The sequence below is a fragment of the Pseudomonas sp. 14P_8.1_Bac3 genome, from assembly GCF_025466085.1.
In the GTDB taxonomy this organism is placed as follows: domain Bacteria; phylum Pseudomonadota; class Gammaproteobacteria; order Pseudomonadales; family Pseudomonadaceae; genus Aquipseudomonas.
Window position 1 is genome coordinate 84280 of record NZ_JANLOD010000061.1, and the last position, 22849, is coordinate 107128.

General features: G+C 60.7%; 16 protein-coding genes. 10 read left to right on the top strand and 6 right to left on the bottom strand.

What is annotated here, in order from left to right:
• Window positions 1–28 precede the first annotated feature (28 nt).
• The 5 genes from NTD84_RS19375 to NTD84_RS19395 all read left to right on the top strand — a co-directional run bounded on the left by NTD84_RS19375 (window position 29) and on the right by NTD84_RS19395 (window position 5364).
• Window positions 29–1054, top strand: a complete 1026-nt coding sequence (locus NTD84_RS19375) for a LacI family DNA-binding transcriptional regulator (RefSeq protein ID WP_315975570.1) — start codon at window positions 29–31, stop codon at window positions 1052–1054.
• Window positions 1055–1213: 159 nt separating this feature from the next.
• A complete protein-coding gene (locus NTD84_RS19380; RefSeq protein WP_262168661.1) occupies window positions 1214–1996 on the top strand; it encodes a sugar phosphate isomerase/epimerase family protein in 783 nt (260 codons plus the stop codon).
• Entirely contained in the window at window positions 1989–2975 is a 987-nt protein-coding gene (locus NTD84_RS19385; RefSeq protein WP_262168664.1) for a sugar kinase, read from the top strand. Before NTD84_RS19380 ends, NTD84_RS19385 begins: the two co-directional genes overlap by 8 nt.
• Before the next feature lie 99 nt (window positions 2976–3074).
• Window positions 3075–4367, top strand: coding sequence for an MFS transporter (locus NTD84_RS19390; RefSeq protein ID WP_262168666.1), 1293 nt, complete (start codon window positions 3075–3077; stop codon window positions 4365–4367).
• A 19-nt stretch (window positions 4368–4386) separates the two neighbouring features.
• A complete protein-coding gene (locus tag NTD84_RS19395; RefSeq protein ID WP_262168669.1) occupies window positions 4387–5364 on the top strand; it encodes a 2-hydroxyacid dehydrogenase in 978 nt (325 codons plus the stop codon).
• Between the two features lie 141 nt (window positions 5365–5505).
• Here NTD84_RS19395 and NTD84_RS19400 read toward each other — a convergent pair whose 3' ends face one another.
• A complete protein-coding gene (locus NTD84_RS19400) occupies window positions 5506–6693 on the bottom strand; it encodes a pyridoxal phosphate-dependent aminotransferase (protein WP_262168671.1) in 1188 nt (395 codons plus the stop codon).
• A 468-nt stretch (window positions 6694–7161) separates the two neighbouring features.
• Here NTD84_RS19400 and NTD84_RS19405 point away from each other — a divergent pair, with 468 nt between their 5' ends.
• Together NTD84_RS19405 and NTD84_RS19410 are read left to right on the top strand one after the other, a co-directional pair.
• Complete coding sequence (locus NTD84_RS19405) at window positions 7162–7446, top strand: LuxR family transcriptional regulator (RefSeq protein ID WP_315975571.1); 285 nt, start codon at window positions 7162–7164, stop codon at window positions 7444–7446.
• A 51-nt stretch (window positions 7447–7497) separates the two neighbouring features.
• Window positions 7498–8244, top strand: a complete 747-nt coding sequence (locus NTD84_RS19410; protein WP_262168672.1) for a response regulator transcription factor — start codon at window positions 7498–7500, stop codon at window positions 8242–8244.
• Between the two features lie 62 nt (window positions 8245–8306).
• Here NTD84_RS19410 and NTD84_RS19415 read toward each other — a convergent pair whose 3' ends face one another.
• From NTD84_RS19415 to NTD84_RS19425, 3 genes are all read right to left on the bottom strand, one after another.
• Complete coding sequence (locus tag NTD84_RS19415; protein WP_262168675.1) at window positions 8307–12407, bottom strand: RHS repeat domain-containing protein; 4101 nt, start codon at window positions 12405–12407, stop codon at window positions 8307–8309.
• Window positions 12408–12518: 111 nt separating this feature from the next.
• Window positions 12519–14144: a methyl-accepting chemotaxis protein gene (locus NTD84_RS19420; RefSeq protein ID WP_262168678.1), complete on the bottom strand. Its 1626-nt coding sequence runs from the start codon at window positions 14142–14144 to the stop codon at window positions 12519–12521.
• 327 nt (window positions 14145–14471) lie between these two features.
• On the bottom strand, window positions 14472–15614 hold the full coding sequence (locus tag NTD84_RS19425; RefSeq protein WP_262168680.1) for a glycerate kinase: 1143 nt from the start codon (window positions 15612–15614) through the stop codon (window positions 14472–14474).
• Window positions 15615–15986: 372 nt separating this feature from the next.
• Between NTD84_RS19425 and NTD84_RS19430 the strand changes: the two genes are divergently transcribed.
• Window positions 15987–17489 (top strand): trypsin-like serine peptidase, encoded by a 1503-nt coding sequence (locus NTD84_RS19430; RefSeq protein ID WP_262168682.1) that lies wholly within the window; start codon window positions 15987–15989, stop codon window positions 17487–17489.
• A 20-nt stretch (window positions 17490–17509) separates the two neighbouring features.
• Here the strand turns inward: NTD84_RS19430 and NTD84_RS19435 are convergent, their stop codons facing one another.
• A complete protein-coding gene (locus NTD84_RS19435) occupies window positions 17510–18127 on the bottom strand; it encodes a tRNA-(ms[2]io[6]A)-hydroxylase (protein WP_262168685.1) in 618 nt (205 codons plus the stop codon).
• Between the two features lie 163 nt (window positions 18128–18290).
• On the opposite strand from NTD84_RS19435, the gene NTD84_RS19440 reads away from it, so the two are divergent.
• A complete protein-coding gene (locus NTD84_RS19440; protein ID WP_262168688.1) occupies window positions 18291–19154 on the top strand; it encodes a universal stress protein in 864 nt (287 codons plus the stop codon).
• A 107-nt stretch (window positions 19155–19261) separates the two neighbouring features.
• Here NTD84_RS19440 and NTD84_RS19445 read toward each other — a convergent pair whose 3' ends face one another.
• A complete protein-coding gene (locus NTD84_RS19445) occupies window positions 19262–19732 on the bottom strand; it encodes a DUF1289 domain-containing protein (protein ID WP_262168691.1) in 471 nt (156 codons plus the stop codon).
• A 464-nt stretch (window positions 19733–20196) separates the two neighbouring features.
• Here NTD84_RS19445 and acnB point away from each other — a divergent pair, with 464 nt between their 5' ends.
• Entirely contained in the window at window positions 20197–22797 is a 2601-nt protein-coding gene (gene acnB, locus NTD84_RS19450; protein WP_262168722.1) for a bifunctional aconitate hydratase 2/2-methylisocitrate dehydratase, read from the top strand.
• Window positions 22798–22849: the final 52 nt, after the last annotated feature.

Consider the following 22849-nt stretch of genomic DNA (forward strand, 5'->3'; position numbering starts at 1 on the left):
TATAAATCCAATAAGAAGGTTTCAGCCCGTGAACGATTTTTCCGCCGCCCAGCGCAGCCGCGTGACCATGCTTGATGTCGCTGAACACGCCAAGGTATCCAAGGCCAGCGTGTCGCGCTTCATCGGCGATGACCGCGCCCTGTTGTCCGAGGCTACGGCCCTGCGCATCGAACAGGCAATTGCCGAACTCGGTTATCGCCCGAACCAGATGGCCCGTGGCCTGAAACGCGGGCGCACCCGCCTGATCGGCATGCTGGTGGCCGACATCCGCAACCCTTATTCGATTGCCGTGATGCACGGGGTGGAAACCGCCTGCCGTCAGCATGGCTACAGCCTGGTGGTGTGCAACACCGACCGCGATGACGTGCAGGAATGCCAGCACCTGGCCCTGTTGCGTTCCTACAACATCGAAGGGCTGATCGTGAACACCCTCGGCCATCACCGCGATGCCTTGCAGGAACTGCACCGGGAAATGCCCCTGGTGCTGGTCGACCGCAAGGTCGAGCACCTCGCCAGCGACCTGGTCGGGCTGGACAACCCGGCCGCGGTCGAACTCGCCCTCACCCACCTTGAGCAGCGCGGCTACCGTGATGTGTTGCTGGTTACCGAACCGTTTGACGGCACCAGTTCGCGGATCGAGCGGGTCAGCAGCTTCAAGGCGGGCATCGCCCAGCGTCCAGCGCTGCAGGGGACGTTGATCGAAACCGGCAGCGAACTGACGGCGAACCTCAAGGCTTTTCTCGACACACCTGGACCCGGACCGAAGGCGTTGTTCTGTGCGAACGGAATTGCGGCGCTGGCCAGCACCCATGCGTTGCGCGAATTGAACTGCAATCTGTTTGAAGACGTCGGGCTGATCGCGATCGATGATCTGGATTGGTATCCGCTGGTGGGCAGCGGGATCACCGCGTTGGCGCAACCGACGGCGCAGATTGGCGCGAGTGCGTTCGAGTGTTTGCTCAAGCGGTTGCGCGGGGATGACGGACCGGTGCGGACACTGGATTTTTCGGCGCGGTTGATTGTCAGGGGGTCGACCCTTGGCAATCTGCGCTGACTGTGAAGCCTCATCGCTAGCAGGCTAGCTCCCACAGGCGCTGTGTTCGCAAATCCCTTGTGGGAGCTAGCCTGCCAGCGATGAGGCCCGAACGACCACCACAACACCCTCACCTTTTTTTTGCATAAAAATGAAACCGGTTTCAGAGGTAGAAAAACAATGAACAAACCACCCGTTTCCATCAGCCTCTCCAGCTACGGCGCAGACCTAGTCCGCCAACGCGGCCAGGGCAGTTTCATCGAATTGCTGGCCGCCGCCGGCGCCACGCGCATCGAATGGCGTGAAGAGCTGCTGACTGACGAAGACCCTGCGCAGCTGGCCGACGCCACTCAGGCCAACGGCCTCGAAAGCGTGTACTCCGCGCCGATGGAACTGTGGCTGGCCGGCCAGTCGAAACCCAATCCCGAATTGATCATCGCCCTGCAACGGGCCCAGGCTTTCGGCGCCCAATGGCTGAAAGTGTCCCTCGGTTATTTCACCGACACCAGCGACCTGCACACCCTCGCCCGGATCCTGGGTAAAAGCGCCGTGCAACTGCTGGTGGAAAACGACCAGACCCTGCACGGCGGCCGCATCGAACCCTTTCAGCGCTTTTTCGCCGCGGTCGAGCAACACAACCTGCCGATCAGGATGACCTTCGACATCGGCAACTGGCATTGGCAGGACCAATCCGCCAGCAGCGCCGCACGCTTGCTCGGGCGTCACGTCGGCTATGTGCACTGCAAAGCGGTTTCGCGCCGCGCCGACGGCAAGCTGATCGCCATACCGCCCGCCGCCAGCGACCTGCATCTGTGGGAACAACTGCTGCGGCACATGGCCCAAGGCGTGATGCGGGCTGCGGAATATCCGCTGCAGGGCGACGACCTGGTGCAACTGACCACCGAGCATGTCGCCGTCCTCGCCCACCTGGGTCAAGCACGGTTGGAGAGCGCTCATGTCTGAGATCGATATTCTGTCGTTCGGCGAAACCATGGCGATGTTCGTCGCCGATCACAACGGCGACCTGGCCAACGTCGACCACTTTCACAAGCGTATTGCCGGGGCCGACAGCAACGTCGCCATTGGTCTGTCGCGACTGGGCTTCAACGTGGCGTGGCTGAGCCGGGTCGGCGCCGATTCCCTCGGTCGGTTCGTCATCGACACGCTGCAGAAGGAGGGCCTGGATTGCCGCAACGTCGCGATCGACAGCGCCCACCCGACCGGTTTCCAGCTCAAATCGCGCAGCGATGACGGCGACGATCCAGTGGTCGAATACTTCCGCCGCGGTTCGGCGGCGAGCCATCTGTCGCCGCAATCGATCGTCCCTGATTTGCTGAATGCGCGGCACCTGCACGCCACCGGCATTCCACCGGCGCTGTCGGAAACCGCACGGCAGATGTCGTTCGAATTGATGACGCGCATGCGCGAGGCCGGGCGCAGTGTGTCGTTCGACCCGAACCTGCGCCCGAGCCTGTGGGCCAGCGAGCAGCAGATGATCAGCGAGATCAACCGCCTCGCCGCCCTCGCCCACTGGGTGCTGCCGGGGTTGAGCGAGGGTCGCGTGCTGACCGGTTACGACGACCCGGCCGACATTGCGGCGTTTTACCTCGACCAGGGTGTTGAGGCCGTGGCGATCAAACTCGGCCCGCACGGTGCGTATTACCGCACGCAGCTGGATGAAGGATTCGTGGCCGGTGTGCCGGTGGAAACAGTGGTCGACACCGTCGGCGCCGGCGACGGTTTTGCCGTCGGCCTGATCAGCGCGCTGCTGGAGAACTTCAGCTTTGCCGACGCTGTGAAGCGCGCCAACTGGATTGGCAGCCGCGCGGTGCAGAGCCGGGGGGATATGGAGGGGTTGCCGAGCCGAGCCGAAATGTCTGTTGAATTTGAGGCCGCCATCGCTAGCAGGCTAGCTCCCACAGGGGATTTGTGCCGAACGTAGGACCCCTTGTGGGAGCTAGCCTGCTGGCGATGAGGCCCGCCCAGTCACTGAAAATCCAAACACCTGCTGCGACAAAAACAACAAGCTCAGGAGCACCTCATGAAAACCGCAACCCTCGCCGCCCGCCGCTGGTGGTACATCATGCCCATCGTCTTCATCACCTATAGCCTGGCGTATCTGGACCGCGCCAACTATGGGTTCGCCGCCGCCTCCGGGATGGCCGCCGACCTTATGATCACCCCCGGCCTGTCCTCGCTGCTGGGCGCGCTGTTCTTCCTCGGCTACTTTTTCTTTCAGGTGCCCGGCGCGATCTACGCGCAAAAGCACAGCGTGAAAAAGCTGATTTTCGTCAGCCTGATTCTCTGGGGCGGCCTGGCCACGTTGACCGGGATCGTCTCCAATGCCTACTGGCTGATCGTCATCCGCTTCATGCTCGGCGTGGTCGAAGCCGCGGTGATGCCGGCGATGCTGATCTACCTGTGTCACTGGTTCACCCGCGCCGAACGCTCGCGCGCCAACACCTTCCTGATCCTCGGCAACCCGGTGACCATGCTCTGGATGTCAGTTGTCTCGGGCTACCTGGTGCAGCATTTCAGCTGGCGCTGGATGTTCATCATCGAAGGTTTGCCAGCGGTGCTCTGGGCCTTTATCTGGTGGCGCCTGGCGGATGACCGTCCGGCCCAGGCCAAGTGGCTCAGCGATGCAGAAAAGCATGACCTGGAAAGCGCCCTGGCCGCCGAACAGGTCGGCATCAAAGCGGTGAAGAACTACGCCGAAGCCTTTCGCTCGCCAAAAGTGATCCTGCTGGCCCTGCAATTTTTCTGCTGGAGCATCGGCGTCTACGGCTTCGTGCTGTGGCTGCCGTCGATCCTCAAGGCCGGCGCGCAAATGGACATGGTCGAGGCCGGTTGGCTGTCAGCGCTGCCGTACCTGGCGGCGGTGATCGGCATGCTTCTGGTGTCCTGGGGCTCGGACAAACTGCAGAAGCGCAAACGCTTCGTCTGGCCGCCGCTGCTGATTGCCTCGATTGCGTTCTACGCGTCCTACGCGCTGGGCGCCGAGCATTTCTGGTGGTCCTACACCCTGCTGGTGATTGCCGGCGCTTGCATGTACGCACCGTACGGGCCGTTTTTCGCGATCATCCCGGAAATCCTCCCGGCCAACGTCGCGGGTGGCGCCATGGCGTTGATCAACAGCATGGGCGCGCTGGGTTCGTTTGGCGGTTCGTATCTGGTCGGTTACCTGAACAGTTCCACCGGCTCGCCAGGGGCGTCGTACCTGTTGATGAGCGGCGCGCTGATGCTCTCGGTGGTGTTGACGATTGCCCTCAAGCCCGGCGCCAGTGATCGCGAGCGTCCGACGGTCGCCCTGAACCGCCACGCCCATCCTTGAATTGACAAAGAGACTGACGATGAAAAAGCAGGTCGTGCTGTACAAGAAACTCTCGCCGCCGTTGATGGCTCGCTTGCAGGAGCAGGTCGAGGTGACGCTGATCGAGAACCTCAACGCCGAAGGTTTGGCGCAACTGCGCGAGGCCCTGCCCCGCGCCCACGGATTACTCGGTGCCAGCCTGAAACTGGACGCTGAATTGTTGGACCTGGCGCCGAAGCTTGAAGCCATTGCCAGCGTCTCGGTGGGCGTCGACAACTACGACATCGACTACCTGAGCGAACGGCGGATCCTGCTCAGCAACACCCCGGACGTGCTCACCGAAACCACCGCCGACACCGGCTTCGCGCTGATCCTGGCGACCGCCCGGCGCGTGGTGGAACTGGCCAACGTGGTCCGTAACGGCCAATGGAAAAGCAACGTCGGCCCCGCGCAGTTCGGCACCGATGTGCACGGCAAGACCCTGGGCATCATCGGCATGGGGCGCATCGGTGAGGCGTTGGCCCAGCGCGGGCATTTCGGCTTTGGCATGCCGGTGATCTATCACAGCCATTCGCCGAAACCGGCGGTGGAACAGCGGTTCGATGCGCAGTACCGCAGCCTGCCGGAGCTGCTGCGGCAGGCAGATTTTGTATGCCTGACCTTGCCGCTGACGGCGGAAACCGAGGGGCTGATCGGTGCGCAACAGTTTGCATTGATGGGCCCGGAAACGATCTTCATCAACATTTCCCGCGGCAAGGTCGTGGACGAAGTGGCGATGATCGAGGCGTTGCAGTCGGGGCAGATTCGCGCGGCGGGGCTGGATGTGTTCGAGCGCGAACCGCTCAACGCGGAGTCACCGTTGTTGCAGTTGAACAATGTGGTGGCGACCCCGCACATTGGCTCGGCGACCCATGAGACCCGGGAGGCGATGGCGACTTGTGCGGTGGACAATCTGCTGGCGGCTCTGGCGGGTGAGCGGCCGAAGAATCTGGTGAATGTCGGGGCGTGGAAGGCTTGAGGCAGTCGGCGTCTGGCAGTCAGCCTTCGCGGGCAAGCCCGCTCCCACAGTGACCGCGTCGCTCGCACATCCTGCGTCTGGCGAAAAACCTGTGGGAGCGGGCTTGCCCGCGAAGGCGCCAGCTCAGGCCCCGCAAATCCCTCAGGCCCGCCGCGCTTCGAGCATGTCCGTCGCACACAGCGCAATGCGCCGGCAGGCATCGGCCAGTTGCGGCTGGCCAACCACCAGGCCAAGGCGGATATGCCCGGCGGCACTCGGCCCGAAAGCTTCGCCGGCCAGCACCGATACGCCATAGCCTTCCAGCAGCCGCTCGGCAAAGTGCTGGGCCGACAACCCGGTCGGGCGCACATCAACCATCACGAACATGCCGCCATCCGGCCGGATCGCCCGCAGGCCCGGGCACTGGCTCAGGCTGGTGCACACCAGGTCGCGACGCTGGCGATACTCGTCACGCATGTGCGCCACTTCTGGAAAATCCTCATCCAGCGCCCGTTGCGCCGCGTGCTGGATGAATTCGGGAATGCCGAACAACATGCACAACGACAGATGTTCCAGATGACCGGCCAGACGCGGCGGCCCGATCACCCACCCTACCCGCCAGCCACTCATCGCATGGGACTTGGACAGGCTGTTGATCGTCGCCGTGCGTTCGGCCATCCCCGGCAGGCTCGCCGGACTGATGTGTTCGCCCTCGTACAGTAAATCGCTGTACACCTCGTCACTGATCAGCCACAAATCGTGGCGCACACACAGTGACGCCAGCTCCTGCCAGATCAGCAGCGGCAGGCTGGCGCCGGAAGGATTGTTCGGGCTGTTGAGCAAAATGACCCGTGTTTTCGGCGTGATCAGTGCCGCGACATCCGCCGGGTCCACCCGAAAACCATTCTCCGGGCGTACCGCCACCGGCACCACGTTCGCGCCGATGGCACCGAACACACCTTCATAGGTGACGTACATCGGTTCAGCGACAATCACCTCGTCGCCCGGATCGAGCAGGCACTGCGCCACCGAGTACACCGCACACTGCGCCCCCGGAAACACCACCACATGCTCGGCGGTTACCGGCTGACCGCTGCGTTGCCGGTGCCGACGGGCAACGCTATCGCGCAGCCCCGGAGTGCCGAGCACCGGCGGGTAATGCGTGTCGCCCGCCAACAGGCTGTCGATGGCGGCGCGGACGATGGGCTTGGGGGTATCGAAGTCGGGATCGCCGATCGACAGCAGCAATACATCGACGCCCTGCTCGCGCAATTCCAGCGCTCGATCATGAATCTGCCAGGCCGCCGCTCCGTCACCGGCGATTCGTTGGGTCAAGGCTGAATAGCGCATCTGGTTCTCCTGTCGCGCGGGTATCCAAGCCACAACCCTATCTGAAATCCACCGGCGCGCCAGCATGACGTTTGAAAGCGACGGACGGCCGGATTATTAAGGTGCGATGACAAGCGGCGACCCGGTCATTTTTCGCGCCGACGTTCAACCGGTTCTTACACACTCGCAGCAAATAAAAACCCCCGCCTTATCAAAAAATTATCTCCGGGCTGTAGGACTCATAAACCCGGTGACAACTCCTACAAGTGTTGACCATTTTCACTGACAGCCTTTTCAACGAGGCCTGATTACAGTCTGCCACCTGTAACTTGTGACAGGTTCCAAGGTGATCAAATCGCGATATAAGGAAACCGAGCCTCCAGCCCCCGCACAGCTGGCTGAAGGACGGTCGCGCGATCCACGCCATCAAGCAGTAGGACGATTCCGCCGCGCCCACGCCGTCAATGATGATGAATGGGAGATTCGCTCATGTACCGCTCCACTACCGCATCACTTCGATCATCGCCAGCCCCGGTCAACTTCGAGCACCACGAAAACCCGCAACCCCAGACGATCACCCTGACGGCCAGGGAAAAGGAAGTCTTGCAGTGGGGTGTGGCAGGCAAGTCGTCCTGGGAAATTGCCAAGATCTGCGAATGCAGCGAGGCAGGTGTGAATTACCACTTTTGCAATATCCGCCGCAAATTCGGCGTGAGATCGCGCTGGGCCGCCATGGCCAAGGCGCTGGAACAGGGCTTGATTCAATCCACTTGAACCGGTCTTTGTTCAGCGGTCAGCGCGTCATTGACCCTGTCGAGACCCAATATGCCTGATGAACTAGCGCCTCATTCCCCACTGATTGATCTCTCCCGCGAAGATGCCTGTGACGATACGCCCGTATCGCACAGGTACCGCCCAGGCCAAACACTGCGCATCATGCTGGCCGACGACCACCCCGTGGTCCTGAAGGGTGTCGAAATGGCCCTGCGCGCTTGTGGACCCGCGTTCTCTGTGGTCGCTTTGGCAACCAACGCCGACGAACTCGTGCGCCATCTGGCACGCACACCCTGCGACCTGCTGATCAGCGACTACTCAATGCCCTGCGGCAAGTTTCCCGACGGCCTGGCCTTGATGGGCTACCTGAAACGGCATTTCACCCACATTCCCCTGATCGTCATGACGATGTTGCGCAACCCGTCGATGCTGCAAGCGTTGCTCAACAAGGGCGTCAGCGGCTTGTTCGACAAGCGCAGTCCATTGAGCGAGCTTTTGCGCGCGGTCAACCGCGTGGCCAACGGTCAACAACACCTGTGCCCTTCGTTCGCCGGCATCATCGAGGCCCAAAGCCTGCCCTACTCCAGGTATGAAGCGCCCGCCGTGAACCTTTCGGAGCGGGAACTGGAAGTGGTGCGGCTGTTCGTCCAGGGTCTTTCCGGGAGACAGATCGCCGCGCAATTGAACCGCAGCGAAAAGACCATCAGCCGGCAGAAGCGCACCGCCATGGACAAGTTGGGGCTTGTTCACGACGGTGGTTTGGTGGAGTTCGCGCGGTTGAGTGGGTTACAGGACTGAAGGTCGGCACCGGGAAAAAGCGAACCCACCGATGGGGTGGGTTCGCTTCGATCAGTTATCAGTCAATTGTGTCGACCCGTATCACGGCGCAAATCGAGCGCACTTTTCTTGGCGGCACCATGGAATCGTCCGCGTCCGACGGTAGGGTCCAGGCCTCCCCGTGACAAGTAGTCATTCCTTATTATTGACGACATTTTTTCAAATTTTTCGAGTGAAACGGGTTGTGGGACCGGTTGTGGTTGCGGCACAGGCGCCGCCTTTTTATGCGTCTTTATCTGTGGTGCTGAAGGGTCAAGAGGCGGTTGGTTCCTCGGTGCAGATACCGCATTGGATCCCGACCGGGCGCTCGTCGGTGATGGCTTAGCTGAACTGCTGGTTGGCGCAAAGCTCACACTGCGCGATGCGGCCGACTGCGCGGTACGGGAAGGCATCGCCGCATTTGAAGTGGTCATGGTATATCTGGCGAGGACATCGCCAGGATCAAACGTAACGGTGGTGAGCCCCGGATTGAACGCTCCTGCGCTCGCACTCGCTCTCGCTCCTCTACCTACATCAGAGCTTTCCATGAGCACCGTCGCCAACAGACCAAGCTTGGAGAAATGCCCGGTATCGTCGATGAGTCCCACAGGGTCGCCCAAGCAATACATGTAGGGGTTAATTCCCCCCTTGCTGAACGGGCTCATGTTGTCGGCTACGTAACATCTCATCAACGTTGGTGAGTAGGCCCGATATCCGCTCCCAAGAATGTACTGGCCAGCGTGCCCCTCACGGAGTTCACCGTTAAACCCAAGCGCACCCACGCCCCCCAAGGAGTACCCGTAAGGCGAGTAGCTCTGCTCCTGACGACTCCCCTCACTGGCCTCACACAGCACACTGCTCTTCTGGTCACTCGCCAGCAACAGGGACTTTGGGTCGGCACCGGCCTGGAGCTCGGCGAGCGCAAGTCCGGCAGCGTGAACGAAGGTGCTGCTGTTCGCCCCTTGTTTCAGGGTGTGAATCTCTCCGCTCTGGTAAAAACGATGCTGGTCGCCGCTGCCGCCGTTCTCGCTGGATAGCGTGTCCAGCGGATCATAGCCATAGCTCCTGGAGGCTCCATCATCCCCCCCGCTGACACTGATCAAACGATCCAGGTCGTCGTAACACAGCTCGCGCCCTTCTTCATCACACTTCAGGTTCCCATTATCGTCGTACGGAAGCGTGAGCTCGCTCGGGTAGTCGTCATGGTCGTTGGTCACCGCCGTGAGCTGCGTTGGATCGGCCTGATTGTCGTAGCTGTACCGCGCCCGATTACGTCCATCGGCAAAATAGGTGTCGCACACCTCGATATTACTCAGCTCATCGTAGATGAACCGCTGCATCTCTATGGCCTTGCCGTAGGGGTCGACGGGCTGCTGGGTGCCGCTGCACTCGTAGAGTTCCAGATGCCCGCGGATATCGTACTCGTAGGTCTGATCGCGCAAAACAGTCGCACCTTCCTTCAGCGTGCTTCGGGTCAGGTTATCGACTTCGTCGTAAGCCTGGCTCAACTCCTGGGTCAGCCCGCCGCCAAAGTCGAACACCCGCAGACTTTCACGACCATAGTCGTCATAGCTCAAGGTCGTTTTCAGCGTCTGCCCGCCATCGGAGGTCTCGATGCTCTCGATCTCGCCCTGGGGGTTGTAGCCAAACCGGGAGACGGTGGTACCCAGGCGTGTACTCAGCAGTTGTCCTGTGGCTTTGTTGTAGTCATACACCTGTTCCTGATTGAGCACGTCGACATACTTCAACAGACGTGCCTGACGGCTGTAGCCATAGTGCATCGTAAATGTCTCGTCACCCTGCTTACGGGTTTCGGTCTTTATTTCCCCGGTGGTGAAGTAGTCGCGCGACAGCGTGATCCCGCTTTCTTCGCTGCTTTTCAGACGGGCGTTTTTTTCGTCGTAGTCGTAGGTCGCGGCAATGACCGTGGATGAGGTGGTGCGTTTCACCGGGTCCTCGCCCAATGCCGGCTCGTAGACGTAGTCGACCTCGACCTTGGATGGCCGGATAACCTTGCACGGTTTCAACTCTGCTTGTTTAAAGTTGTAGCGGGTCACACGACCGCCCGTGATCGATTGGATCATGCGGTCGAGGCCGTCGAAGCTCTGCTGCCCCAACTCCTTCACATTGCCGTAGGCGTGTACGCCGATCCAGACAGGCAGATCTTCGCTGGAATGCAACGCATATCGCCGCTCGACCTGTGCGTCGTCGGGCAGCACCGTCCTGAGCATCCGGTCAAATGGGTCGTACACGTAGGCCGTCTTGCGCAGAAGTGCATCGAACTCGTGCGCGGTGCGTCCCAGCCCATCGTAGTAGTAGAGGTGTTCACTGTACGGCTTGACCTCAGGGTCGGCAGGGTCGTCTGCTAGGTTGTACCGTCTGATGCTGTCGGGCTTGTCGAACAGGTTGTTGGTGGTGACGGTCTTGGCCCGCCCGGTGATCCATTGGGTGACCGTCTGTTTGATCGGATCGGTGACCTCGTGTTCTTCAACGCCATCGGGGCGTTTCAGGCTGCGCTGCTGGCCCCAGTTGTCGTACTGGTACTCGCTGACCAGCACCAGATCGTCGGACGGCGCGGCGCTGCGCCAGTCATATTCGGTTTCCTTGATCAATTGCCCCAGGCCGTCGTATTCGGCCAGGTAGGTGTCGCGAAATGCCTCGGCCGGAAGGCCGGTGAGGAAGTCCTTGTCCTGGCGCTGCTCCTGCACCACGCGGTTGACGCCGTCGAACAAGGTTTTGGTCTTGACGCCTTTGACGTCAGTGGTTTCCTGACTGGCCTGTTCGCCAGCGGCACGGGTCAGGAAATAGCTGTAACTGCGCGTCGCTTGATAATCGGTGTCAGGTGCCACGGTTTCGCTGGTGACCCGCAGCAGGGCGTCGTAGGCGGTGCGAATTTCCACGTCGTTGTCGTCGCGGGCCAGCAGCGGTTCGCCGTGCAGCAGCGAGTGCTCCTGGGTCACGACTTTTTCGGTGAAGGTGCCGGCAACGCCGTGGTCGTAACCGGTGAGGGTTTCGACGGTTTGCAGAATGGTCTCACCGGCAAAAACGCTCGGCAGCTTTTTATAGGCATACCTGGTCGTCGTGGTCAGATCATTGAGCGTAATCGACTGCTCCGCGCGGCGGCCATGCAGCAGGGGGTTGGTCGGCGTATTCGAGGTGATATAGGCGGTGTGTTGCAACTCGGACGCCTGCGTGCCGTCGACCTCATACAGCGTCTCATCGGTCATCACCAGCCACTGGCCGGTCGGCGCGGCGTTGTCCTGGACCGGGTCCATCAAGGCGTATTTGTGACGAGTGCTCAACTGCGGGGCACCGGTTTCGCGGTTGGTGGCGGGGGTCACGGTTTTACTGCGCAGACTGCGCACGAACCCCTGCGGGTCTTTCGGGCATTCACCGACGATACCGGCGACCGGGAAATATTCGTATTCCTCCGATACACCATTGGCCTCTATCTGCCTGGTCAGGTTGCCATGGGAGTCGTACGTGGTGGTCACGGTTTGCGTGCGTGACGGGCCGTCCTTGAGTCCCCAGCGGGTGCGGACCTCTTTGGGCAGTTGACACTGGGCAGGCTGATTGGCGAACGGCAGGTCGAGATTGTCATCGGCGTAGTAGAGGGTGAAGACCTGCTGCACGTTGTCACCCTGGATGGTTTTCTCTTCGGTGAGCAGATGAAAACGGTTGAACGTGCGTTCGATGCGACGCACCTCCACGCCGCCGTCATAGTGCCGTTCCGTGGTGGCGTACTGATAACGGGTTGTGACCTGGAAAAGGTTGTCCAGCCCGTTGTCGTCCCATTTGATCGTCGGGTCGTTGTTGCCCAGAAAATTGTTGCTTCCAGGCAGCTCGGTGGTCTCGTATTCGTAATGCACCTCGATCGGCGCTTGCCTGAAGCCCGGCTCGATGATGTGCTTCCATACCCTGGGCAATGGCGGATGAACGAAGCCTGGATAGGCATGGCCAGTACCCGCATATTCAAGGGTTTCGTGACCGCCCACGGGGGTCTTGACATCGATCAGGCACAGCAGGCCATTCTGGGTCTTGTAGGTGAGGCGCCAGGAGGCCAACTCCTCGGTCGGCAGGATCACTTCATAGACTTCTTCACCTGCCCCTTCGGGTACGCCACGGATAACTGTAGGAGCGAGCATGCTCGCGAAAAACCTGAGTGCCCCGCGGGCCATCAGGTTTCACGCGTTATCATTCACGCCCATCGCGATCAAGGACCAGGCGTCCCCCTCGCTCCTGCAAGGGGTCGGTGATCAAACGACGAACCGAGCCACCATCGCGTTCAGATCCACCGCCAGGCGCGACAGCTCATGGGTCGCCGCGCTGGTCTGGTTAGCACCGGCCGCCGATTGAGTGGCCAGGTCACGAATGTTCACCAGGTTGCGGTCCACTTCGCGGGACACTTGCGCCTGCTCCTCCGACGCACTGGCGATCACCAGGTTGCGTTCGTTGATCAGATGGATCGACTGAGTGATCTGCTCCAGCGCCACCCCCGCCGCTCGGGCCATTTCCAGGGTGCTTTGGGTGCGCTGATTGCTCTGCTGCATCGACGACACCGCCTCGCCCGTACCGTTCTGAATCCCGGCGACCATCTTCTCGATTTCCTGGGTCGACTGCGCCGTACGATGGGCCAGCGCGCGAACCTCGTCCGCCACCACCGCAAAACCGCGCCCGGCTTCACCGGCACGGGCCGCTTCGATCGCGGCGTTCAGCGCCAGCAGATTAGTCTGCTCGGCGATGGCGCGGATCACGTCCAGCACCTTGCCGATATCGCGGCCCTGCGCCGCCAGACCTTCGATCATCACCGAGGTGTTTTGCACGTCGTGGGTCATGGTCTGGATCGCATCGACGGTTTCCACCACGCGGTCGCGGCCTTCGCGAGCGGCTTGGGTCGATTGGTTCGAAGCCTCGGAAGTCGACACCGCGTTGCGCGCTACTTCTTCCACCGCTGCGGTCATCTCGTTGACCGCCGTCGCGGCTTGTTCGATTTCGTTGTTTTGTTGTTGCAGCCCGCGGGACGCTTCTTCGGTCACGGTGCTGAGTTCTTCGGCGGCGGCGCCCAGTTGCGTGGCGGACCCGGCAATCTGCTCGATGGTTTTGCGCAGGTTGGCTTGCATGGTGGACAAGGCACCGAGCAAGCGCGCCGGTTCGTCCTTGCCGTCGATGTCGATGGTTTTCGTCAGGTTGCCGCTGGCGATGGTTTCCGCCGCCAGCACCGCACGGCTCAACGGCGTAACGATGCTGCGGGTCAACAGCCAGGCCAGCAGCACCGTCATCAATGCAGCCACCACCGACACCACGATGATGCCGTTCACGGCGGTGCTGTAGTTGTTTTCGGCGACCACCCCGGCGGCTTTGGCGCCGTCCGTGTTGTACTGCACCAGGCGATTGAGCTGCTCGCCCATCAGGTCGGTGCCGTCCTTGATCCGCGTATTGATGAGGTTGCGCATCTCGTCAACTTTGTTCTGGCGCGACAGGTCCATCATTTCGCGCTGGGCTTGCATGTAGGTGTCCAGGGTCGCGCTGAACGACTTGTACAGCGCCGCTTCGTCCGGGCCTGCCGGCAGATCGGCGTAAGCGGCCTGGGCCTTGCGTGCCTTGTCGGTAAGCACGCCGAGACGGGTTTCGGCTTCCTGCAAACTGGCCGGCTCGCGGTTGACCAGGATGCGGAACGACAGGATGCGCATGCGCAGGATGTTTTCGGTGACATTGCCCAGGAAGGTGACGCTCGGCAGTTGGGTGCTGCCCATGTCGATCGAGGACTGGCGGATGATCGACATGCGGTTGACCGCAAACACGCCCAGCACGATCACCAGCAAGGCAATGAAGGCGAAACCCAGGAAGGCTCGAGGCGCGATGTTCAGATTACGCAGGGACATAGGACGATACTCGGGTGAATGAGGCTTCGAGCGTCCATGCCGTAATCACTGGCGGGCGGGCATCGGGGCGCGCCGTTCAGGCAGGCGGCACTGTTGTGACAGGTCTGTGCTCGCCTGTTATCTGTATCGGCGGGCTTGAGGTTTCTTGCAGGGATTTGCGAAATATATTTCAAGAGGTTACGAGTGTTTCACCCATGAAACACTCTGCGAATCGCCCCGCCTCCTGTAGGAGCGAGCCTGCTCGCGATGGACGCATGGACGCTGCGGTGATTCAGACACCCGCGTCATCGTTGACGTTCATCGCGAGCGTGCTCGCTCCTACAGGGTTCAGGGTTTGTTGGCAGCCAAGCGCCAGACCCGCGCAATATCGCCGGCGCGTTCCCTCAATAGTACCGGCGCTTCTGCGCAGGCCTGCTCCAGGGTCATCGGCCCGCCCGTCAGAGAAAATGCGGCATCAATGCCGTGTTGGTACAGGTCCTGATAGTCCTCGCCCAGCGTACCGGCAATGACGATGACCGGCACACCGTATTGCCGGGCGATGCGCGCGACGCCGAACGGCGTTTTACCGCGTAGGGTCTGTGCGTCGAAACGGCCTTCACCGGTGATCACCAGATCAGCGCCCTCCACCAGTTCGGCCAGGCCAACCAGCTCCGCGACCACCTCGACCCCGGCCGTGAACTGCGCGTTGAGAAACGCTTTGGCGGCAAACCCCAGACCGCCGGCGGCACCGCTGCCCGGTTCGTCGCGTACGTCCTTGTTCAGTACCTTCGCGCAGTGATCGGCAAAGTGCCCGAGGGCGCGGTCGAGTTGTCCGACCTGCTGCGCCGATGCGCCTTTCTGCGGGCCGAAAATCGCTGAGGCGCCATGGGGACCGCACAGAGGGTTATCGACGTCGGCGGCGATGTCGAAGCGCACCTTTGCCAGGCGCGGGTCGAGGTCACTCAGGTCGATACGGGCCAGTTGCGCCAGCGCCAATCCGCCCGGCGGGAGCGTTTCCCCCTGCTTATCCAATAGCCTCGCGCCCAGCGCCTGCATCGCCCCTGCGCCGCCATCATTGGTGGCGCTGCCGCCTATCGCCAGGATCACCCGTTGCGCCCCGGCATCGAGCGCCTCGCGGATCAGCTCGCCGGTGCCGTAGGTGCTGCTGATGCACGCGTCGCGCTGTCCCGGCGGCACCAGTTGCAGGCCGCTGGCTTCAGCCATTTCGATGATCGCCGTATGGCTCTGGGGCAGCCAGCCCCACGCGGCAGGCACCTGCGTGCCCAGCGGGCCCCGAACGTTAATTCGATGCAGCTCGCTTTCGCAGGCGGCCAGAATGGCATCGACCGTCCCTTCCCCACCGTCGGCCATCGGGCATTTGATCAGTTGCGCATCGGGCCAGACCTCTCTCAGCCCGAGCCCGATGGCATCAGCCACCCCCTGGGCACTCAGGCTGTCCTTGAACGAATCGGGGGCGATGACGATCTTCATGCGAATTCTCCTGTTCCAATGCCTGCATCCTGCCAGCAGCCCCCGACAATAACGCCGGTCCGCTGCACAAGTGGTAATGGGGATTATTGTTCATTTCTACAAAACCGGGTGGACAGCCGGGATTGGTATCGAACCGTCGCACCGCCGCTCCCACAGCGGTTGGGGAGCATCGCACTTACCTGTGTTCCACCGCTGAACAGGGTGGGAGCCACTAACTGTGGCAATGGAGCACTTGAAAAAAGCCGAAACCATTAATCAAAACATACCCACTACTTATTCTTGCGAGGCTTCACCGCACTCTTTACTTTGCGAACTACAGGCGTGCTTAACAACTAAGCGAATACGCAATATCAACAAAACCAAGGATTGGTTATGACTCTTTATCAACTTGCAACTTCCTGTCTTATAACCGGAGCACTCACGTTATCGACGTCCATTAGTGCTTCAGACCTCGGCGCAGGACTCGCCAACGGCGCCGATGCGGTATTACTGGAAAACCGGACGGGCAACTACAAACACTGGAATGGCATCGGCAAGATATTCTGGAACGACGACCCGGCCTGCACTGCCAGCCTGCTGGACACGCGCGACGCCAACAATCTGGCTACGGGGCCGGCCTACCTGCTCACCGCCGCACATTGCGTGCCTGGCGTCATTCGGCGGCCACTCGCGCCGGACGAAAAGGCCACGGTTAAATTCAACTACTTCACCGACACTTCCGCCAGCTACCGAAGTTACGGGATCAAGGACACGCTCTGGAAAGATTTCCAGCATACGGACCTGGCAATCATGGAACTGGATGCAACGCTCGCGACGTTGCTCAAGGACGGCATCAGTCCGCTCCGCCTGGCCTCTGATTGGGCGCAGGACGCCACGGATGTGCTGATTGTCGGTGCGCCCGGAAGACTGGCGCAAGCCGGGTTGCGCCTGGCTGCCTGCACACAGGAGGCCACCGCAGCCGCCCTGGTTGAAGGCGATCGGGTCTATCCCTCCGCGCTGAAGAACAGGTGCCAGGACATACGCCCTGGATCCTCGGGAAGTCCGGTACTTGACCGAAAAAGTGGCGAAATTCTCAGTGTCGTCTCGACCAGCACCTATGGCGCTACGGCCGATGAACAATGTTTTGATAACGCGCCCTGCGAAGTAAAAAACGGCAACATTACCTGGTCACCCGACACGCACTATTCTTTTGCAGCTGATCAAGTACGAAGTTGTTTTAACGAAGGCGTATTCACCCATACTTCCAGCGCCTGTCAGTTCGACCCTGCATTTAAAGTGACCGAACTGGAATACTGGCCGACCCAATATGTTGCAATGCCCAAAGATCCGGGCAGTCCGGACCCAGCCCTCAATGCACAGTTTTCATTGAGCACACCGCTCTATCGATTCAAAACCGTTCGGGACGCCATGGACTGCCGGTCACCGCGAAACTACAGCGGCACGCTCGACGCCAGTAAAGCCGTCCTCGACACCCCTCTCAGCAGAGATGCCGGCATGCATTACCTGTGTGTCATCGGCGTCGAGTCGGCCGACACCAGACCGACCGCGACGTTAATGAAAAGCGCCTGGATCACGCCGGTGCAATTGGTCGAAAGAACGCCGGTACGCATGCCGGAGCCGACCCTGACGCTGGGCGCCGACTGGAACTACAGCGTCACGTGGCGCTACCTGATTCCCACTCATTTCGGCACGCTGTATTACTCGGGGCCGGCGGCGGATACCGACTGCAGCAAGGTGGCGATCGCCGATTTCGTCAAAACCTTCGACGACGTCACGTTCAACGCCGAACAACTGCCGCTGATGCTGTGCAGTCGAAATGAAGATTTAGGCGGTCGTTATTCGAAAGTCCGAAGCGATCTGCTGGCCTTGCCGTGAAGGGTCGGATGCTGTGAGCTTCAGGCGGCTGCCGCCATCATCGGCACGCCGCTGTGGAAGCGAAACTCCACGTCCGGCGATTCAATGAGCGCCTGCTCGGCGACGCGAACCCGCTCGATCACCTGGGCGATGTCCTTGGCGTCACCGTACTGGTAAGCCAGTTTCAGGTAGCCCTGAAAATGCCGCGCCTCGCTTTTCAGCAGCCCGAAGTAGAACTTGCCCAGTTCTTCGTCCAGGTGCGGCACCAACGCTTCGAAACGCTCGCAGCTGCGGGCTTCGATGAACGCGCCCACCACCAAAGTATCGACCAGCTTGACCGGCTCGTGGCTGCGCACCACTTTGCGCAGGCCCGAGGCGTAGCGGCCGGCGGAGAGCTGACGCAGCTCGACCTTGCGCTTTTTCATCAGGCGCATGACTTGTTCGTGGTGCACCAGTTCTTCCCGGGCCAGGCGCGACATCATGTTGATCAGGTCAACGTGGGAGTGATACTTGGCGATCAGACTCAATGCCGTGCTGGCGGCCTTGAATTCGCAGTTCTTGTGGTCGATCAGCAGCGTTTCCTGATCGGCCAGCGCGGCCCGGACCCAGCCGTCGGGGGTGCGGCAGCCAAGGAACTCGTGAATTTCGGGAAGGATCATGGGGCTCACGGACATAAAGGTTCAAAACGAAGGGCGCCGATTATACCGGCCCGTCGCCAGACCACCAGCCGTGACCGTTGATATGCATCAAGTCCCGGATGCGCGACCAGCAACTACTATAGTTGTCCAACGCAGTGTTTTTTACTTCCTGGAGATCCCGCTCATGCAAGCCATTCGCAGCATTCTGGTGGTCATCGAACCCGAACACCCGGAAAGCCTGGCGCTCAAACGGGCGAAACTGATTGCCGGCGTGACCCAGGCACATCTGCATCTGCTGGTGTGCGACCGCAAGCATGATCACAGCGCCATGCTCAGTGTGCTCAAGGCCGCCCTGCTCGAGGACGGCTACAGCGTCACCACCGAGCAGGCGTGGAATGAAAGCCTGCACGAAACCATTGTCGACGTGCAGCAGGCAGAAGGCTGCGGGCTGGTGATCAAACAGCATTTCCCCGACAGCCCGTTGAAAAAGGCCCTGCTGACCCCGGCCGACTGGAAGCTGCTGCGCAACTGCCCAACGCCGGTGTTGCTGGTGAAAACGTCGAAGCCCTGGACCGGCGGGGTCATCCTGGCGGCCATCGACGTGGGTAATACCGACGGTGAACACCGCACCTTGCACGCCACCATTGTTGATCACGGCTATGACATCGCCAGCCTGGCAAAGGCACACCTGCATGTGGTCAGCGCCCACCCTTCACCGATGCTGTCGGCCTCTGACCCGACGTTGCAGCTCAGCCAAACCATCGAGGCGCGCTATCGCGAACAGTGCAAGGCGTTCCAGGCCGAATTCGATATCGACGATGAACACCTGCATATCGAGGAAGGTCCGGCGGATGTGTTGATTCCGTTCATCGTGCACAAACTGCAGGCAGCGGTGACGGTGATCGGTACGGTCGCGCGGTCAGGATTGTCCGGGGCGTTGATCGGCAACACGGCGGAGGTGGTGCTGGATGCGGTGGAGAGCGATGTGCTGGTACTGAAGCCGGAGACGATCATGGATCATCTGGAGGAGATTGTGACGCAGCATTGAGGGTGGGCGGTGACGGTTCGGACGTCTTCGCGAGCAAGCCCGCTCCCACATGGGGTCCGTGAACGACACGGATCAAATGTGGGAGCGGGCTTGCTCGCGATGCTCTCTCAGCCGCCGAAGGCATCCTTGAGAAACCCCGGCGCAATGTAGCGCTGGTAATGCGCCTCGGAGAGCAAAAAGAACTCCCGATCGATCGCATCCCGCAACTCCGGCAGGTTCCAGTCGCGGAATTCCGGCAGCAGCACCATCCCGTAGGCATCCAGATTGTTGATCACCCGTGCACCACGGGCGATCAACTGATACGCCCAGCAATATTCCGACTGATGCGGCACGAAGCGAATCTTGCGCTGCTCCAGTTGCTGGCGCAGGCGTTGCGAATCGAACACCTCGAGCTTGGCAGCCATTACCTGGGACAACAGCTGCTCAAGACGCAACCAGACCGCGCGCTTCTCCTCCTCGTTGTAACCGTTCCAGTTGATCACTTCATGGTGGAAACGCTTGCAGCCACGGCAGACCAGGTCACCGTAAACAGTGGAGCAAAGGCCGACGCAGGGGGTCTTGATGGTCTGATTGGGCATAGTCAACACAGCATGGGAAAGCAGAACAGGTCGGCATGTTAGCCCTTTGTCCCGCATTCATCACCCCTCAAAGTCAGGGGCCAAAGGGCCGTACCACAGCCCCGCTCAATGTAACTCGCCACCAAAGTCCAATAACCCCTGACTTACCTTTAAATTTTTTTTGCCGTAGAATCAGCCAGCCTTTTAAGGCGCCAATGTCCGTTAGAAGCTGTTTTCAAAGCGTCACGAGCACAGTCGTTCCTTCAGAGCGGTGTTGGCGAAGGGTTTTTCCAGCGGGGAAAAGCCCAACGCCAACCCTCATCAGCTCCCCGTTCTGCAGGCGTAAAACTTTGAAAGCAGCTTCTGTAAGGAATTGTCGGTAATTCTGGCTAAGTGGCCCACAACGCCACGCAGCGCATGAGTACGGCAATTTCGGGATGAGCGTCCCGGACACCCATTTGGGACCACTGATGAGGGTAATAACTGTGCTTGAAGCCTACCGCAAACATATCGAAGAGCGTGCAGCCCTGGGTATCGTTCCCCAGCCGCTTAACGCCGAACAAACTGCAGGCCTGGTCGAGCTGCTGAAAAATCCCCCGGCTGGCGAAGAAGCTTTCCTCGTTGACCTGATCACCAATCGCGTTCCGCCTGGCGTGGACGAAGCGGCCTATGTAAAGGCAGGCTTCCTTTCTGCCGTGGCCAAAGGCGAAGTCAATTCCCCCCTGATCGACAAGAAACGCGCTGTTGAACTGCTCGGCACCATGCAGGGTGGCTACAACATCGTGACGTTGGTCAACCTGCTGGACGACGCCGAACTGGCGCCAGTCGCCGCCGAAGAGCTCAAGCACACCCTGCTGATGTTCGACGCTTTCCACGACGTCGCTGAAAAAGCCAAGAACGGCAACGTTCACGCCAAAGGCGTGCTGCAGTCCTGGGCCGACGGCGAATGGTTCGTCAAGCGTCCTGTCCTGGCCGACAAGATCAGCCTGCGCGTGTTCAAGGTCACCGGCGAAACCAACACCGACGACCTGTCCCCTGCCCCGGACGCCTGGTCCCGCCCGGACATCCCGCTGCACGCCCTGGCCATGCTGAAAATGGCCCGCGACGGCATCGTGCCTGACGTACAAGGCGTCACCGGCCCGATGAAACAGATCGAAGAAATGCGCAACGCCGGTTTCCCTATCGCCTACGTCGGCGACGTGGTCGGTACCGGTTCTTCGCGTAAATCCGCTACCAACTCGGTGCTGTGGTTCTTCGGCGACGACGTTCCTTACGTGCCGAACAAGCGTGCCGGCGGTTTCTGCTTCGGCAGCAAGATCGCTCCGATCTTCTACAACACCATGGAAGATGCTGGCGCACTGCCAATCGAATTCGACGTTTCCAACATGCACATGGGCGATGTGATCGACCTGTACCCGCATGCTGGCAAGGTGTGCAAGCACGGCACCGACGAAGTCCTGACCACCTTCGAAATGAAGACCCCGGTCCTGTTGGACGAAGTTCGCGCTGGCGGCCGTATTCCGCTGATCATCGGCCGTGGCCTGACCGAGAAGGCTCGTACCGAGCTGGGTCTGCCACCTTCCGATCTGTTCAAGAAGCCTGAAGCACCGGCTGAAAGCACCAAGGGCTACACCCTGGCGCAGAAAATGGTCGGCAAGGCATGCGGCGTGACCGGCATCCGTCCGGGCACCTACTGCGAACCGAAGATGACCACCGTCGGTTCCCAGGACACCACCGGTCCTATGACCCGTGACGAACTGAAAGACCTGGCGTGCCTGGGCTTCTCGACCGATCTGGTGATGCAGTCCTTCTGCCACACCGCGGCGTATCCAAAGCCGATCGACGTGACCACCCACCACACCCTGCCTGACTTCATCATGACCCGCGGCGGCGTTTCCCTGCGTCCGGGCGACGGCATCATCCACAGCTGGCTGAACCGCATGCTGCTGCCGGACACCGTCGGCACCGGTGGCGACTCCCACACCCGTTTCCCGATCGGCATTTCGTTCCCGGCCGGTTCCGGTCTGGTTGCGTTCGCCGCGGCCACTGGCGTCATGCCGCTGGACATGCCGGAGTCGATCCTGGTTCGCTTCAAGGGCAAGCTGCAACCGGGCGTGACCCTGCGTGACCTGGTTCACGCCATTCCTTACTACGCGATCCAGGCTGGCCTGCTGACCGTAGAGAAGAAAGGCAAGAAGAACGCCTTCTCCGGCCGCATCCTGGAGATCGAAGGTCTGGAAACCCTGACCGTCGAGCAAGCGTTCGAACTGTCCGACGCCTCGGCCGAACGTTCGGCTGCCGGTTGCACCATCAAGCTGTCCAAAGAATCGATCGCTGAATACCTGAAGTCGAACATCACCCTTCTGCGCTGGATGATCGGCGAAGGCTACGGCGATGCACGCACCCTGGAACGTCGCGCTCAAGCGATGGAAGCCTGGCTGGCCAACCCAGAGTTGCTGGCGGCTGACGCTGACGCTGAATACGCTGAAATCATCGAGATCGACCTGGCCGACGTCAAAGAGCCTGTGCTCTGCGCGCCGAACGACCCGGACGACGCCCGTCTGCTGTCCAGCGTTGCCGGCGAGAAGATCGACGAAGTGTTCATCGGTTCCTGCATGACCAACATCGGCCACTTCCGTGCTGCGGGCAAGTTGCTGGATCAGGTCAAGGGTCAGCTGCCAACCCGTCTGTGGCTGTCGCCGCCGACCAAGATGGACGCTCACCAGCTGACCGAAGAAGGCTACTACGGCATCTACGGCAAGGCTGGCGCGCGCATGGAAATGCCGGGCTGCTCGCTGTGCATGGGTAACCAGGCACGTGTAGAGCCGAACTCGACGGTGGTGTCGACGTCGACCCGTAACTTCCCGAACCGTCTGGGTGACGGCGCGAACGTTTACCTGGCTTCGGCTGAGTTGGCGTCCGTTGCGTCCATCCTGGGTCGCCTGCCGACCGTCGAGGAGTACATGGAATACGCGGGCAAGATCGACAGCATGGCGGCCGATGTCTACCGCTACCTGTCATTCGACCAGATTGCCGAGTTCCGTGAATCGGCTGCGAACGCCAACATTCCGGTGGTTCAAGCCTAACGTTACACAGCAATGAAAAACGCCGCCCATCGCGAGATGAGCGGCGTTTTTT

Bases quoted from the DNA above. Each gene is read 5' to 3' on its own strand.
- NTD84_RS19405 (WP_315975571.1), top strand. From the start codon at position 7,162: ATGTACCGCTCCACTACCGCATCACTTCGATCATCGCCAGCCCCGGTC.
- NTD84_RS19400 (WP_262168671.1), bottom strand. From the start codon at position 6,693: ATGCGCTATTCAGCCTTGACCCAACGAATCGCCGGTGACGGAGCGGCG.
- NTD84_RS19445 (WP_262168691.1), bottom strand. From the start codon at position 19,732: ATGCCCAATCAGACCATCAAGACCCCCTGCGTCGGCCTTTGCTCCACT.
- NTD84_RS19430 (WP_262168682.1), top strand. From the start codon at position 15,987: ATGACTCTTTATCAACTTGCAACTTCCTGTCTTATAACCGGAGCACTC.
- NTD84_RS19410 (WP_262168672.1), top strand. From the start codon at position 7,498: ATGCCTGATGAACTAGCGCCTCATTCCCCACTGATTGATCTCTCCCGC.
- NTD84_RS19425 (WP_262168680.1), bottom strand. From the start codon at position 15,614: ATGAAGATCGTCATCGCCCCCGATTCGTTCAAGGACAGCCTGAGTGCC.
- NTD84_RS19440 (WP_262168688.1), top strand. From the start codon at position 18,291: ATGCAAGCCATTCGCAGCATTCTGGTGGTCATCGAACCCGAACACCCG.
- NTD84_RS19420 (WP_262168678.1), bottom strand. From the start codon at position 14,144: ATGTCCCTGCGTAATCTGAACATCGCGCCTCGAGCCTTCCTGGGTTTC.
- NTD84_RS19390 (WP_262168666.1), top strand. From the start codon at position 3,075: ATGAAAACCGCAACCCTCGCCGCCCGCCGCTGGTGGTACATCATGCCC.
- NTD84_RS19435 (WP_262168685.1), bottom strand. From the start codon at position 18,127: ATGATCCTTCCCGAAATTCACGAGTTCCTTGGCTGCCGCACCCCCGAC.
- NTD84_RS19380 (WP_262168661.1), top strand. From the start codon at position 1,214: ATGAACAAACCACCCGTTTCCATCAGCCTCTCCAGCTACGGCGCAGAC.
- NTD84_RS19395 (WP_262168669.1), top strand. From the start codon at position 4,387: ATGAAAAAGCAGGTCGTGCTGTACAAGAAACTCTCGCCGCCGTTGATG.
- NTD84_RS19415 (WP_262168675.1), bottom strand. From the start codon at position 12,407: ATGCTCGCTCCTACAGTTATCCGTGGCGTACCCGAAGGGGCAGGTGAA.
- NTD84_RS19385 (WP_262168664.1), top strand. From the start codon at position 1,989: ATGTCTGAGATCGATATTCTGTCGTTCGGCGAAACCATGGCGATGTTC.